20 protein-coding genes and 1 pseudogene are annotated in these 11945 nt (G+C 65.1%); 2 read left to right on the forward strand and 19 right to left on the reverse strand.

Annotation, left to right across the window (positions count from 1 at the left end; genetic code table 11):
* Window positions 1-28: 28 nt before the first annotated feature.
* The 6 genes and pseudogenes from AACL56_RS17730 to AACL56_RS17750 all read right to left on the reverse strand — a co-directional run bounded on the left by AACL56_RS17730 (window position 29) and on the right by AACL56_RS17750 (window position 5191).
* Window positions 29-1411: a phage major capsid protein gene (locus AACL56_RS17730; RefSeq protein ID WP_339091123.1), complete on the reverse strand. Its 1383-nt coding sequence runs from the start codon at window positions 1409-1411 to the stop codon at window positions 29-31.
* A 9-nt stretch (window positions 1412-1420) separates the two neighbouring features.
* Window positions 1421-2017: an HK97 family phage prohead protease gene (locus AACL56_RS17735; RefSeq protein WP_339091124.1), complete on the reverse strand. Its 597-nt coding sequence runs from the start codon at window positions 2015-2017 to the stop codon at window positions 1421-1423.
* 55 nt (window positions 2018-2072) lie between these two features.
* The gene (locus tag AACL56_RS17740) at window positions 2073-3761 is read right to left on the reverse strand and encodes a terminase TerL endonuclease subunit (RefSeq protein ID WP_339091125.1); all 1689 of its coding nucleotides are present in this window, start codon (window positions 3759-3761) and stop codon (window positions 2073-2075) included.
* The gene (locus AACL56_RS17745; protein ID WP_339091126.1) at window positions 3762-4211 is read right to left on the reverse strand and encodes a hypothetical protein; all 450 of its coding nucleotides are present in this window, start codon (window positions 4209-4211) and stop codon (window positions 3762-3764) included.
* Window positions 4212-4417: 206 nt separating this feature from the next.
* A pseudogene (locus AACL56_RS34340) lies at window positions 4418-4669 on the reverse strand (HNH endonuclease); the annotation flags it as partial.
* 99 nt (window positions 4670-4768) lie between these two features.
* Window positions 4769-5191, reverse strand: a complete 423-nt coding sequence (locus tag AACL56_RS17750; protein WP_339091127.1) for a hypothetical protein — start codon at window positions 5189-5191, stop codon at window positions 4769-4771.
* Window positions 5192-5287: 96 nt separating this feature from the next.
* Here AACL56_RS17750 and AACL56_RS17755 point away from each other — a divergent pair, with 96 nt between their 5' ends.
* Window positions 5288-5527 carry a hypothetical protein gene (locus AACL56_RS17755; RefSeq protein WP_339091128.1) on the forward strand — a complete coding sequence of 80 codons (240 nt, stop codon included), beginning with the start codon at window positions 5288-5290 and terminating at the stop codon, window positions 5525-5527.
* Between the two features lie 31 nt (window positions 5528-5558).
* Here the strand turns inward: AACL56_RS17755 and AACL56_RS17760 are convergent, their stop codons facing one another.
* On the reverse strand, window positions 5559-5837 hold the full coding sequence (locus tag AACL56_RS17760) for a hypothetical protein (RefSeq protein ID WP_339091129.1): 279 nt from the start codon (window positions 5835-5837) through the stop codon (window positions 5559-5561).
* A 236-nt stretch (window positions 5838-6073) separates the two neighbouring features.
* Window positions 6074-6364 (reverse strand): hypothetical protein, encoded by a 291-nt coding sequence (locus AACL56_RS17765; RefSeq protein ID WP_339091130.1) that lies wholly within the window; start codon window positions 6362-6364, stop codon window positions 6074-6076.
* Window positions 6365-6842: 478 nt separating this feature from the next.
* On the opposite strand from AACL56_RS17765, the gene AACL56_RS17770 reads away from it, so the two are divergent.
* Window positions 6843-7892 (forward strand): serine/threonine protein kinase, encoded by a 1050-nt coding sequence (locus AACL56_RS17770; protein WP_339091131.1) that lies wholly within the window; start codon window positions 6843-6845, stop codon window positions 7890-7892.
* A 156-nt stretch (window positions 7893-8048) separates the two neighbouring features.
* Here the strand turns inward: AACL56_RS17770 and AACL56_RS17775 are convergent, their stop codons facing one another.
* The 11 genes from AACL56_RS17775 to AACL56_RS17825 are packed head-to-tail and all read right to left on the reverse strand — an operon-like array spanning window position 8049 to window position 11939.
* Entirely contained in the window at window positions 8049-8348 is a 300-nt protein-coding gene (locus AACL56_RS17775; RefSeq protein ID WP_339091132.1) for a phage protein NinX family protein, read from the reverse strand.
* Window positions 8349-8353: 5 nt separating this feature from the next.
* Window positions 8354-8599, reverse strand: a complete 246-nt coding sequence (locus tag AACL56_RS17780; protein ID WP_339091133.1) for a hypothetical protein — start codon at window positions 8597-8599, stop codon at window positions 8354-8356.
* A gap of 60 nt (window positions 8600-8659) precedes the next feature.
* On the reverse strand, window positions 8660-8908 hold the full coding sequence (locus tag AACL56_RS17785; protein ID WP_339091134.1) for a hypothetical protein: 249 nt from the start codon (window positions 8906-8908) through the stop codon (window positions 8660-8662).
* Window positions 8909-8938: 30 nt separating this feature from the next.
* Entirely contained in the window at window positions 8939-9634 is a 696-nt protein-coding gene (locus tag AACL56_RS17790; RefSeq protein ID WP_339091135.1) for a hypothetical protein, read from the reverse strand.
* Between the two features lie 22 nt (window positions 9635-9656).
* Window positions 9657-10118 carry a hypothetical protein gene (locus AACL56_RS17795; RefSeq protein WP_339091136.1) on the reverse strand — a complete coding sequence of 154 codons (462 nt, stop codon included), beginning with the start codon at window positions 10116-10118 and terminating at the stop codon, window positions 9657-9659.
* Window positions 10082-10333: a hypothetical protein gene (locus AACL56_RS17800; RefSeq protein ID WP_339091137.1), complete on the reverse strand. Its 252-nt coding sequence runs from the start codon at window positions 10331-10333 to the stop codon at window positions 10082-10084. Before AACL56_RS17800 ends, AACL56_RS17795 begins: the two co-directional genes overlap by 37 nt.
* Window positions 10330-10605 (reverse strand): hypothetical protein, encoded by a 276-nt coding sequence (locus AACL56_RS17805; RefSeq protein ID WP_339091138.1) that lies wholly within the window; start codon window positions 10603-10605, stop codon window positions 10330-10332. The genes AACL56_RS17800 and AACL56_RS17805 overlap by 4 nt, the downstream gene beginning before the upstream one ends.
* Window positions 10602-10805, reverse strand: coding sequence for a hypothetical protein (locus tag AACL56_RS17810; RefSeq protein ID WP_339091139.1), 204 nt, complete (start codon window positions 10803-10805; stop codon window positions 10602-10604). Before AACL56_RS17810 ends, AACL56_RS17805 begins: the two co-directional genes overlap by 4 nt.
* A complete protein-coding gene (locus AACL56_RS17815) occupies window positions 10793-11332 on the reverse strand; it encodes a nuclease domain-containing protein (protein WP_339091140.1) in 540 nt (179 codons plus the stop codon). Before AACL56_RS17815 ends, AACL56_RS17810 begins: the two co-directional genes overlap by 13 nt.
* An 11-nt stretch (window positions 11333-11343) precedes the next feature.
* Window positions 11344-11817: a DUF1367 family protein gene (locus AACL56_RS17820; protein ID WP_339091141.1), complete on the reverse strand. Its 474-nt coding sequence runs from the start codon at window positions 11815-11817 to the stop codon at window positions 11344-11346.
* A complete protein-coding gene (locus AACL56_RS17825) occupies window positions 11814-11939 on the reverse strand; it encodes a hypothetical protein (protein WP_339091142.1) in 126 nt (41 codons plus the stop codon). Before AACL56_RS17825 ends, AACL56_RS17820 begins: the two co-directional genes overlap by 4 nt.
* Between the last annotated feature and the right edge of the window lie 6 nt (window positions 11940-11945).

The raw sequence follows: 11945 nt of genomic DNA on the forward strand, positions 1-11945 counted from the left end.
GAGGCCCCTTCAACCAGGCGAGTCCTGCTTACGCGCCGCCCCACTGCACACCGTTGAGGAACGCCACCGCCTGAGGGCGGCGCTTCTGCCAGCGCACGTAGCGCTCGGCGCGCACCGCGAGCTGGTTGGTCTGGAACATGGAGACCAGCTGCGCGGCCGTCGGGGTGGCCGTGGCCGCCGCGTCGTCCATGAAGATGGTCGCTTCGCGCGAAATGTCGATGTTCACCTGACCGTCGTCGGCCAGGTAGATCTCGCTGGCGAACGCCAGGATGAACAGCGAGCCGGAGGTGTCGCTCGGTACGTAGTTCGAGATCAGCAGCGGCACGCCGTCGATGTCGCCCGAGCCGTTGATGCGCACGTTCGGGAATTCACGAGCGCCCAGCGGATTGCGCATCAGCGTCAGCGCACGCGCGGTCTTCGCATCGGTGATGTACACCGCGCTGTTGGCCGGCAGGTTCGTCGCGTCGGCCGTCGCCCAGAGCGCGGCGATGTCGGCGCGCACGCCGTCGGCATCGGTACCCGACGAGGGGATGGGCGTGACGTTGTTCGTGATCGAAGCCGGCGACTCGCCTGCGCCGGTACCGGCGGCCTTGGCGGGGTCCACGAAGTCGACGTCCATGCGCTCGACCACCGCGTCGGCCAGATCGTCGCGAGTCAGCTGCACCACCGACGGATCGGAAAAGCGCTCGAGCTCTTCGGTCACCACCGAGATGGCCGCGATCTTGGCCCACTTCATCGTGGCGGCCGCGTAGCCGGCTGCGGTCACCGGCTTGCGGTAACCTTCACCGACCCACTGGGCGGTACCAGCGTTGGTCTTGCCGGGGATGCGCACGTTGAACGGCACCTTGCGCAGACCCGGAATGCCGGCCACACCGAACTGGCCCACGATGGTCCGTGGGCGCAGGAAATCGACGAACTCGCTCGACAGGTTCTGGTAGTCCACCAGGTTGCCCGCCCAGGTGGCGCTGGTCGTGGTGCCGGCGGCGACGGCTGCCTTCATGATGGACTGCAGACGCGTGTCGTTGCCGTACTTCTGCTCGGCGAACGCCTTTGCCGCATTCACCTCGCCCTTGCCCGCGTACATGGCCAGTGCGAAGCGAGCGAAGCCGATGCCCGGCTCGTCGTTGCGCGTGGTCTTGATGATGGCGGGAGCGCGCGATGCAGCGGCGTCGGCGCTGTTGCCGCCGGCCACGGGGGCGGCGCGCTGCACGTTCAGCTTTTCCTGATCGCGCAGGCGCAGCAGGTGCTTGTCGATCTGCTCGACTTCGGCCTTCAGCGTGTCGTACTTCTCGGCTTCTTCGGCGTCGAGAGTGCGACCTTCGTCGGCCGACTTCGTCATGATGCCGGCGAGCTCGGCGGCCTTGGCTTGGCGGCTTGCTTCGAAGGCCGCGATTTGTTCAGCGATGGTCATGGTGGTCTTTCAGGGATTGAGGTAAACGACGCCGGGACGGCGGTCTTTCTTGATTCCCGAGGCGCCGGGAGGGGTGTCGAGGTGGACGACCGGCGTACGCGTGAGGCCAAGCGCGGCCCGCGTCGACGTGTCAGCCGCCTTGATTGCGGTGATGGATGCTTCGGAGTTCGCCGGGATGGTCACGGCCGACAGCTCGAGCCATTCCCACTTCGTGAAGCGCTGGCCCCACGTGCCGTCGATCTGCGAGTGCTCGATGGGATCGAACCCGATGGACAGGCCGCGCACCAGCTTGGCCTTGATCGACTGCCAGGCCGTGGCCAGCCGGTTCTTGAGGTCGCCCTCTTCCGGCACGTCGGCAACCTCGCCAGAGATCTCGATGCCCATGTCGGTCACCTTCGCAGCGGTCACCCAGCCGATGGGCTGGCGGCTGTCGTGCTGCCACAGCAGCGGAATCGGCAGCTTGAACACCGCGCCCTTGGGCTCGACGATGTCGCCCATGCGGTCGGTGCCGGGCGTCGAGGCGATGCCGGTGAAGGTTCGCTTCTCTCCCTCGGCGCCGTCGACGGCCTTTATCTCGAGGGTGGAATAGGCGCGCTTAAGGGCCATGGTTCGCTCCAATGAAAAAGGCCCGCGACTGCGGGCCTGGGAAGGTTTCGCCTGTTCAGGCGAAGAACATCTGGTATTTCTTGTGCATCGCCGCTGGGTTGAGCGACATCAGCGACACAGCGTTGAAGGTGGACATGAGCGGGTCGATCTTTGCCTTTCCGCTCGCCTGCTTCGTGATCGCGACGGCGTTGCCCTTGTCATCGACCTTCGCGTTACCGACCACCCAGTTCATCAGCGCGGTGCCGCCGTGCACGAACTCGCCGCCGGCCACCTTCCGCTCGGTCGTCTTGATGGCACCATTCAGCTTCCAGCCCTGGGGGATGGCGATGATCTGCTCTTCGGTGATGCCGCGCGCCGGCGACGTGAGCTCGTCGAAGATGTCGTTGATGCCTGCGGCGTCCACGCCGATGGCCAGCTTCTCGGGCAACAGCCCGCGGTCGCGGATCTGGCAGACGACGTCGGCCACAGCGGTGACGTCGTCGCCCGGCCGCTCCACCAGCACCAGGTCGCCAGCCTCTACGAAGTCCAGCAGCCGAGAGGCGATTTCCTTGCGGCGCTTCAGTACAACTCGATGAGCCCAAGCGCGGTGCCACGCAAGCCAGCGGCGCGTTTCCTTTTCGCGCCCGATGACCGTCAATCCCAGCAGGTCGTCCAAGCCGCCGCCGTCGATGCCCACCACCGCGACCTCGCTGCGGTCGAGCAGCACGTCGAGATCGCGCAGCGTCTCATCGACGTTGCCCTCCCAGAAGTCGGCACCGGCCCAGCGGTCGGAGTGCAGGCCCACGCCGATCTCGACGTTCAGATGCTGCGACGCCCAGGTGCGCAGCGCATCCTCACCGTTGGCCTCCTCGTCGTCGCAGGCCTTCACCAGCGAAGTCAGCGCGATGGAACGTCCGAGGTTCGGCGTGACCATCGACCAGTTCGCGGGATCGCGCCACGGCTTCGACGCATCCTTCTGCATCTCCCGCGGGAACTCGTACAGCACCGGCAGCATGTCGCCCAGCCGCTTGCCGTCGCGGATGTCGCGAGCCTTCGTCAGGTCCTCCTTGAACACGCCGGCCGGCGCCTCGTCGCTCTGCGTCGTGATGATGGCCAGGAAAGCCTCGGGGAACGGCATCATGCCGCCGCGCAGCTGCACCATGGCCTTCTTCGCCTTCGGCATCTTGCCGAGGATGTGCTCTTCGTCGATCAGCGCTCCGACGACCTTCTTGCCAGTGACGATGTCCGGGTCGAACGTCATGATCTCCAGCTTCGCGCCTGTGTCGCGATGGATGATCGTCTTCTTGTGGTCGCGCACGTGCAGCTTTTTCGCGAGCACGTTATCCAGAGCGATGGCGCCCTCCGCAGCCGCGAAGGCATCGTCCGCCGTCTTCTGCACTGGACCGGTCAGCAGGAACGGCGCCCGCGGCCGCTCGTTCATCAGCAAGGCGGTGAGCATGAGCAGCGCCCCGCCGGTCGTCTTGTTGTTCTTCTTCGGGACCAGCAGGAACAGTTCCCGGATCAGCCTGGCCTTCGTAGCCGGATCGAGCGACGCGAACAGCACCCACACGATGCGGCGAAACCAGTCCCCGCCGGCCTCGCCCATAGTCGGCGTCGCGGGGACGTCGAAGAGGCGGAGCTTGTTGAAGATCCCAACCGCCCGATCGCCTTCGGTCGGATTCGGCAGGTCAAGATCGGGGACAAGGCCCCGACCGGACTTCAGGCGTTCAACCCAGTCCGGACACGAGAGGTCGAGACCTTCCACCTACTGCAGCCGCGCCGGCGGCTTCAACAGATCCTCCCATTCGGTCCCGACCTGCGCCACCAGGCCGGCGGCCTGTGCCTCCGCCTTCTTGCCTTGCGGCTCATCCTTGACCTGGTTCGGCTGCGGCGCCGCCATCTTTTTGGCGCGGTCCGCCTTGGGCACAACCGCCTCCAGGTCCGGGGAGGTGAAGGCCAGGTAGGCGCGGCACGCGGTGACGTTGCCCTTCAGTGCCGCCCGCTCGAGGGCCTGTAGCACGGCGCTGCGGTGGCCATGAGCACCGGCTGTGAGCTCCTCCTTGAAGTGCTTGAGCAGGGTCGTGCGCGAGATACCGAGGGCACAGGCGATCGCCTCACGCGACATCCCGCCCCCCGCGTTGCCGGCAACGAGCTTCCGCAGTGCCGGCGTCGGCTTGAAGACCGGTCGGCCCCGGCCCCTCTTCGGTGTTGGCATGGTGCGAATTTCTGTACAAATAATGGGGCGGGACCGTGAATTCCCCGCCCCCGGATAAAAACCTCCGCGTGCGAGAACAGTCGGTCACCCAAAACGGCCCTCTGGGACCTGACCCCTCCCCCACCCTGGCTAGGCCCTGCGGTACCGTTCCCGGGCTTCCTGGGCCGTCTTGGCCGCGTGGTGAGGCGTGCAGAGGGTTGGAGGTTGCTGTCGTCGTTGCTTCCGCCTGCTGCGAGGGACACGATGTGGTCTACCTCGTCGGCGGCGCGGGGGATTCCCTCGTTGCGGCACATCAGGCACATGCCATCGTGGGCGCGGAGGATGCGGTCGCGGATGGCTTCCCACTCACGGCCGCGGATGCGCTGGGTTGCTCCTGCTGTCGTCTCCAGCACCTTGATGCGGCTGGTCGGCATTCCCTGCAGTTGGGACTTCAGGGTCTTGAGCCTCGGTCGTGCCATTGGGTCGGCTCCTCTTCAGGGCGATGGCCAGCAGCTCGGCGGCGAGGCGGGCTTTGCGCGCCAGCCAGATGCGTCGCGCGTCGCAGCCTGCGCACGCCATCAGGTGTTGGGGGCGTAGCGCTGCGACCGATGTGCCGCGGCGAGCACATGCTCAACGGTGGCGACGTCACCGATAGTGAAGTTGTGCACCACCCTTTCCCGATCCACCATGGCAGCCTGGGACGGGCCGGCCGCCAGGTCGACACCGACGCGGGGTGCGGCGACCACTTCCAGCTTCAGGCCGTCGCCCAGCATCAGCACGGTGGCGCCACCCAATTGGCCGGACAGCTGCGCCTTGATGCGCTCGGCTGTGGCGGTGTCGATGGGCCGCTCGCAGGTCAGCACGAACACATCGCCGGGCTGCGGCTGCAGGCGCTGCATGTCGCCGAGATAGCGGATCTGCGGCTGGTCGGCGGCGGGCCGCTTTGCCTCGGCGCAGGCGGCAACGTCGGGCAGCATGCCGTGGATGTAGGGCTTGTTCATGATGGATCTGGCTCCGGGTCAGTGCGGGCTGGAGTCCGCCCTGCCGCCGGGTAGATTCCGAGTTCCTCAACACGGACCCGGCGACGGGCGGACGAAATGAAACTCCTTGGCCAACCGTTCAGCATTCAAAACACAGCCGAGCATGGCTGGCTGGTGACGTGGACAGATGCAGTAGTCCATCGCGTCGACGGCGATCCGGTCGAGGCGATTTCCTTCACCGTGGCGGTCCCTCGCAATGTCAACCTGTCAATGTCAGACGTCCAAACCTACGCGCTGAAGCGGGCGGTCGAACTTCTGCAGGTCGCGATCAAACACCGGGAAGCCGGCGGCCAGTAGCACAGCAGGCCGATGCCGACGACTGCACGGATCAGTTCGGGTTGAGGCGGGCCAGTGCCAGCACCTCCAGATCGGATTGCGCGTCGGTCGCCGCGTCTTTCCGCTTCGCCCGGTAGGCCGCGACCTGCGCGCGCTCCTCTGGCGTGAGCTTTGGCGGCTTGGCACGGTGGGCTTCGGCCTGCGCTTTCCAGGCGGCCGCCTCATCCTCGAGCGTGAGCGGCAGCCGCGCCCAGATGACCCGCAGGCAGCACAACAGCACCAGCAGCGCCAGCAGCTGCACGATGGACAGGACGAGGATGGTGGTCTGCATCGGGCGTTCCTTGTTTTGCCATCCATCCGGCTACGCCGCGAGGCGCTGGAGGCTGCGGTTCTTCCATGCTTGATGACGCTCGGAGCTGAGCGCGGAAAACACTCCACTCTTTGCCCGGAGTGGATCGCCCTCAAGTTGGGCGGAGCTTGCGGGGGCGGGGGTCGTTGGCTCTTTGCGCTGGACCGGCTCGCGGCCCAAGGCAAAGAGGCCCATGTGGGCCTCTCGATGCAGACGGTTTAGACCGACGGGCACATGCGCCACTGGCTGCGCACGTGCGGGCGCTCGCGCTTGGCCAGGCCCAAGGCGTATGCGCAGGCCTGCACCAGCTCGACCGGGCGGGCGGTCAGGCGCAGCACCGGCTCGGCGAACTTGGCCGGCACGCTGGCCACGAAGTCGCACGCGAACTGGTAGACGGCGGTGCAGGCTGTGGCCACGCGGTCGAGAGCGACGGTGGCCGTGCTCAACACGGCGGCCACCGCGGCGAACGCGAAGGCCAAGAAGCGAGAGCTGGAGCGGATATGTGCCATGGGAACCTCGTTGGATGTTGCCGCGGCTACCGGCGGGGGCCCTTGCCATGACGGGAAAGGTGCCGGTTACGCGATCCGGCGGTATGTCACCCGAGTTCAGCCCGATGTATGCCGCAGGGGCCGGCCAACGCGCACGCTCGGCGGTTGGCTCACCTTGGTCCTGCTCGTGACTCCGATCTGAGGCCCTAGCTTCTGTAGGTCGCGAGCGGTCTGGCGCGCCCGGTGAGCGCCCCGCTTTATCGCTATGTGCCCGGTCCGGCAGTTCGGTGAGACGCGCTCGCCGCCGGTCGCTCGCGCGAATAAGAAAGCCCGCACTAGGCGGGCGAACAGGCCGGTGGTCGGCCTGAGAGACAACGAAGTCTCGAGCCTGTCAACTCAGCCCGAGGAAACCTACTTTGAACTTTTCAAAGTTCGTAAAAAATCAGCCCGCGAGCGAATCCAGCCTTGATGATGGAGGCTCCACAAACCGGAGACAGCAATGGCAGATGACAATTCGGCAGCTCAAAATCAACACGAAGAGGCCGTTGCCCAGTCTGCATGGACCCTGAAGAACGTGTTCGATGAGCCAACGCCATCACCTGAACAGGTTGATTTAGCAATCAATGCCTTAGCAGAACAAGAAGCGGATGAACATCCACCAACGGCGAACCTTCCTGAATTTCACCCTCCAAGCCCTGGATTTATTGTCACGAGCGAAGCAACGGGAATCACCTATGTCGTGGGTGAATTTATCGGAGAGGGTTCGTTCGGCGCGGTGTTTGAGGCTGCCGATGAGTGGCAGAACAAGCTCGCTGTCAAAGTGCTTAAGCCTGCAGGAACATTCGAAGAGATGCACGTCGCGGCTTACGCGGAAGTGCAAAGGCTCCTACATTTGCGCCATCCAAACGTGACATACGTATATGACGCCTTTGTGTATCGGGAAACGTTCTACATCGTCACAGAGCGCTGCTATCGTCCTTTGTCAGTGCTTCTTTACCAAGATTGGGTTGACCCTTCCCAATGGCTCACACCGCTGGCTCGTTGCTTACTGCAGGCCGTCCAGTATCTCCACAGTTCCAATTTCGTTCACCAAGACATTCATTTCGGCAACGTCTTCATCTCGTTTGTAAGAAGCGAGATGGCCGTGGAAGGACAAGCGGTAACGTTCAAGCTAGGTGACCTAGGCATAACGAAACTTGCAGGCGAAATTGACGTCCAGAACACCAGGCTAAATCCGAGTATGTTTGCTCCTGAAGCGCTCGACCCCCATCAGTTTGGGCCGTTGGACCATCGGATGGATCTCTATCACTGCGGGCTTCTATTTCTTCAACTGCTCGCCGGCCGAGAGCTCAGTTTTACTCACCAAGAAATTCTCGACGGCGCGCCTCGAAAGTTGGCGGAACTTCTTCCCGAACCATATCGAACCGCAATCTCGAAGGCTTTGCGCCGTCACGTTGGAAGCAGGACGCAAACGGCCATGGAGCTTTGGCGTGACCTAAACCCCCAGCCGCTAGATCAAGCGCAGCTTGAGCCTGGAGCCAATGTTTGAGCGCAGCTCTCCTCTCAAGGGCGAGCGCGCTGCGTTCAAAGCGTGACGGGGTATGTGGGCCTGGGCCGTTGTACGAGGCACAGCAGGTTCAGCGACCAGCGAGATTCCTCGATGGGGCGGCGATTGTATGTAGGTCTGGCGCGCCGTCAACGGCCATCAGCCATTTTGAATTTCGGTACCGAGCTTGGCCGCGACGTAGGCGCGCATGGCGGCCACCAGCGGAGTCGGCCCTTTGTGAATGACCCCGCCGTTGGTCTCCACGTGGGCGCTGACGCCTGCGATCCAGTGGCCGTCATTCCAGGCCACCATGATCTTTTCGCGCTCGATGATCGGGCCTCCCTGTGCCCAGTCGGTCGAAGGCATGAATCTCATCTGCGCTTCGACCGTCGGGTCGAGGCCTTCGGCCTTGGCAACCAGGTAATCGAGGTGTGCCCCTGTCAGTTCGGGAGTCGTCATCTCGGTCACCCGTTCTGCACTTCCCAGCCCAGCGCTGTGGCGCGAACGACGAAGTCGCCCTCGTGCTCACAGATCAGCGCCGGGCCGTCGTTCTGAGGCGTGAGCGCCAGATCAAGGAACCGCAGCCCGATGCTTCGCAGGTCTTCGATCATGGGCAGAAAGGTCGCGCGCGTCGGCGTAGATCCATCGGCGGGCACGGGAGCCGCGATCATCACGTAGTACGCACTCGTATGAAGAACCTGGATTTTCATGCTGCCCTCACGTCTGGATGAATAGCGGCTGCGATGGTACGCCGTTCGGTCAAACAGACCTCAGGCCCGTGCGCTGACAGCGATTCGCAGCGCGTCCGCGAGCTGGTTGGCGAACTCGTCTTCTCTGACCACGGAACACAGAAAGAATGCGTCGAACCCACCCGGCGCGCCTGCGCCGTCCCAGCGCCGCACGTGGTAGGCCAGCCGCGGCCCATTGACGCCCTGATCCTCGAAGTAGAGGATGGTCTCGTCTTCCGAGACGTCAGCAGTGCTGCCGTGCCGCGTGCCGCCGATGAAGAGAGTGCGCATGGGTGTCCTTTCCAGAGGCCGCTATCGTAGTCACTCCCGGCGGCGTGACGACGTAGCGGCGCCCATGCTGCACGTTGCCTGGTGCAGCGAGCGCTCGATCTCGCCGACCATGGCCGCACCATCGAGCCCGTGCGGCAGCTTCACCTTCTTCGAGCCCTTGCAGTGCGTGCACAGGCGATTCGACTGACGATTTGTCCCCAGAACGATCTCGTACCCGCCGCCGTGGCACATCGGGCAGGTGTGATTCAGCCACCAGGCAACCACCGCCGCCGCCTTCACGCTGGCACTCTCGATGCCCATGCACGAACCCCAGGACATGAGCATGTCGCGTACCTCGGGCAGCGACTTGAGGCGCTGGAGCAGCAGGCCCAGCTCGTGCAGATGCCACTCGCTGGCCTGGTGCCGGGCTGCCTCTGCGGGTGAAACGCGAACACGCCCATTCCGGAAGCTGAACCACACCTTTCCGTCCGGCCCGCGTTCCTTCTCGAACGTGCCGGCCAGCACGCGGACAGCGTCTGCCGACAGCGCGCGCGGCTTTGCGCTTCCGTCCCACTCGCTCTGCAGCCGCATCAGGGACGTGCCGAAGTGGTTTCGACTCCAGCCTGCGGCGATCAGGATGTCGGCGACGTTGCGGACGTTGGAGTCGCGCTCCACCTTCAGGTTGCTGGCGTTGGTGGCGCTGCTGTAGCGCTCCTCGATGGTGGGGGTATTGCTCTCAGTGCTCATGTTTTCCTTCCTGTGTTCGTTGTCACGCGATGCAGACCTTCACACTGGGGTGTGCGCTGCGGATCTTGTTGTGGGCGCGCTCGATGGCGGTCTCGTAGACCGAGCGCGCGACGCTGGTGCGCTGCAGGTGGTGCCACTCCTGCAACTCACGCATGGCCTGCAGGCCGGGCCCGGTCGTGCCCATGCGGCCCGTCGCCGTGTAGCGCATGTGCGATTCGCCCAGCACGCTCTCGACCTGCAGGGCGGCGGGCATCACCTCGGGGCCGATGCCCATCTCGCACATGGTCTGCGCCAGATTCGTGAGGTCGGCCATCGTCCGCCAGTCGTCGGGAGTGGCTACGCCGCGGGCGAAGGCGTCGATGGCCGACAGCTCGAGCAGCCGCAGCTTGTCGAGCCGGCCGTCATCGGTGATGCATGCGCCGGCGATGGCCAGCGCGATCGGGTTGCTCAGGGCGTAGTGCTTGCGGCGACACTTTTTGCGCATGCTGTGTTCCTCGTGAAACGATACTTGCCGACGGCGTTGTGCTCGATGTAGCCCTTCTTCGCCAACGTGATGAGGTAGGTGGCCGCGGCGTTGTCGCTGGCCCAGCCGAAGCGAGTGCGCAGCGAGGCGGCCGGGGGAAGCTGGTCGTTCTCGGCGAAGAACTCGCGCATGAAGGCCAGCACCTCGGCTTGCTTGAGAGTGAGGCCCGCGCTCATGCCGTCGCAGCCTCCGGTGCACCCACGAGCAGCAGCATCTCGTCGACGGCGTCGTCGCCAGGGTCGCGGATGGGGCGCAGCATCTTGTCCGGCCAAACCACGAGCATGTGACGGGTGGTCGGGGTGATGTGGAATGGGGAACCCAGCGACCGGATCAGCCAGAGCTGGCCGTAGACGCCGTGCACTTCACGCAGCTCAAGCACCTCAGCGAGGATGTCGTTGTCGATGGGCGCGCCGTGAGTCAGCGCCAGATCGCCGGGCTTGCAGTTCATGATTCGCGTCCCTCCTCTTCCGGCACCACCGCTGCCTCGAGCGCGCGTCCGGCCTTCTTCAGTACTTCGGCGGTGCGGTCGAAGGGCCCGCGACCATCGAGTGCACTGGATGGAAGAGTTGCCAGATCGGCGACCGCAACCAGCGGCGCCGAGGCGAGCGATACGGCAGCCTTGGCAAGGTTCGTGATCATTCCGAGCATGCGGTCTCCTGTTGCCCTACGGGCGTTGCGTTGAGGTGGTCGAGCGCGAGCTGCGCGGCGGCGCGGTCTCGGGGCTTCGATGAGGGATCGGAGGCGATGCGCCGCCAGTGGTTGACCTGCGAGAGGTGCGCGAACATGAACGCCATTCGCTTCTTCTCGCTGTCGGTCGGGCCACTGTCGAGCCATGTGTGGCAGGCGAAGCAAGCCCAGGCCGAGTAGCAGTCGTCTGCTTTGCGCGCACCGCCCTTCCCGCCGTGCTGGGCCCAGTTCGAGTGCGCCGCCACCGTGGTCTCGGGGTTGTGGTTGCAGATGCCGGCGAGCAGGAACAGGCAAGGCTTGCCGCGCGCCATGGTCAGCAGGTGCGGGATCTCGCGGCGCGGCGTTTTCGGGATGGCCGCGGCGGCGCGCGGCGCGGCGTAGGTGCCGCGGCGCACAACCGGGCGAAGCGGCGCGAGCGGATTGCGATCCGGTGCAAGTCGAGGGGCGCTCGCAAACTCGGGGCGCTTGAAGCCGGTGCCGCGGGGCATGGGTGAGCGCTTCACTGCGCGAACTCCTGCACCCACGAGTCCACGCAGGCGTATCGCTGCTCGGCGTCCAGCGCCGGCCACAGGGTCTCCTGCGCGCGCGCCGTCCAGAGGAACGCGTCGACCGCCCGGTGCAGCTCCCCAAAGTCCGCCTCGTCCATGCTGTCGAAGTCGAGCGAGCGCGGGATCGCGTTCGGCTGTCCGTCGAAGCCCGGCACCAGGTCGAAGTAGCCAGCGCACATCACCACCCAGTACCGCAGCTTGTCGAGGTCGCTGAAGGTTTCGGTCCGGTCCAGCAGGCTCTGCAGCTTCGCGAAGAACAAGCGGTGGTGCTTCGGACTGCGGGGGAAGCGGTAGCTGAAGGTCAGCGTCTGCCCGATCTCCAGGCCTTCGACCAGCCGGCGCCACTTCGCGTAGGCGCGCTGGCCCTTCTCGTCGAGGCCCTGCAGCCTGCCCTGCGTGTTCTTGATGATGGTGACGTGGCTCATGACGTGCCCTCGGTGAACAGGTCGCGCTGGCGCGCATCGGCCGAGCGCAGCGCGGTGGTGATGGGCGTGCGGCGCGGCTTCGAGCCGGCCACGGCGGTGGCGCACTTCGGGCCGAGCGCCATGCCGGC

This window comes from Variovorax paradoxus (genome assembly GCF_902712855.1).
Taxonomy (GTDB): Bacteria; Pseudomonadota; Gammaproteobacteria; order Burkholderiales; family Burkholderiaceae_C; genus Variovorax; species Variovorax paradoxus_Q.

Bases quoted from the DNA above. Each gene is read 5' to 3' on its own strand.
- AACL56_RS17785 (WP_339091134.1), bottom strand. From the start codon at position 8,908: ATGCGCACTCTCTTCATCGGCGGCACGCGGCACGGCAGCACTGCTGAC.
- AACL56_RS17745 (WP_339091126.1), bottom strand. From the start codon at position 4,211: ATGCCAACACCGAAGAGGGGCCGGGGCCGACCGGTCTTCAAGCCGACG.
- AACL56_RS17760 (WP_339091129.1), bottom strand. From the start codon at position 5,837: ATGCAGACCACCATCCTCGTCCTGTCCATCGTGCAGCTGCTGGCGCTG.
- AACL56_RS17790 (WP_339091135.1), bottom strand. From the start codon at position 9,634: ATGAGCACTGAGAGCAATACCCCCACCATCGAGGAGCGCTACAGCAGC.
- AACL56_RS17735 (WP_339091124.1), bottom strand. From the start codon at position 2,017: ATGGCCCTTAAGCGCGCCTATTCCACCCTCGAGATAAAGGCCGTCGAC.
- AACL56_RS17825 (WP_339091142.1), bottom strand. From the start codon at position 11,939: ATGGCGCTCGGCCCGAAGTGCGCCACCGCCGTGGCCGGCTCGAAGCCG.
- AACL56_RS17770 (WP_339091131.1), top strand. From the start codon at position 6,843: ATGGCAGATGACAATTCGGCAGCTCAAAATCAACACGAAGAGGCCGTT.
- AACL56_RS17765 (WP_339091130.1), bottom strand. From the start codon at position 6,364: ATGGCACATATCCGCTCCAGCTCTCGCTTCTTGGCCTTCGCGTTCGCC.
- AACL56_RS17805 (WP_339091138.1), bottom strand. From the start codon at position 10,605: ATGAACTGCAAGCCCGGCGATCTGGCGCTGACTCACGGCGCGCCCATC.
- AACL56_RS17755 (WP_339091128.1), top strand. From the start codon at position 5,288: ATGAAACTCCTTGGCCAACCGTTCAGCATTCAAAACACAGCCGAGCAT.
- AACL56_RS17795 (WP_339091136.1), bottom strand. From the start codon at position 10,118: ATGCGCAAAAAGTGTCGCCGCAAGCACTACGCCCTGAGCAACCCGATC.
- AACL56_RS17780 (WP_339091133.1), bottom strand. From the start codon at position 8,599: ATGAAAATCCAGGTTCTTCATACGAGTGCGTACTACGTGATGATCGCG.
- AACL56_RS17815 (WP_339091140.1), bottom strand. From the start codon at position 11,332: ATGCCCCGCGGCACCGGCTTCAAGCGCCCCGAGTTTGCGAGCGCCCCT.
- AACL56_RS17750 (WP_339091127.1), bottom strand. From the start codon at position 5,191: ATGAACAAGCCCTACATCCACGGCATGCTGCCCGACGTTGCCGCCTGC.
- AACL56_RS17810 (WP_339091139.1), bottom strand. From the start codon at position 10,805: ATGCTCGGAATGATCACGAACCTTGCCAAGGCTGCCGTATCGCTCGCC.
- AACL56_RS17730 (WP_339091123.1), bottom strand. From the start codon at position 1,411: ATGACCATCGCTGAACAAATCGCGGCCTTCGAAGCAAGCCGCCAAGCC.
- AACL56_RS17800 (WP_339091137.1), bottom strand. From the start codon at position 10,333: ATGAGCGCGGGCCTCACTCTCAAGCAAGCCGAGGTGCTGGCCTTCATG.
- AACL56_RS17820 (WP_339091141.1), bottom strand. From the start codon at position 11,817: ATGAGCCACGTCACCATCATCAAGAACACGCAGGGCAGGCTGCAGGGC.
- AACL56_RS17775 (WP_339091132.1), bottom strand. From the start codon at position 8,348: ATGACGACTCCCGAACTGACAGGGGCACACCTCGATTACCTGGTTGCC.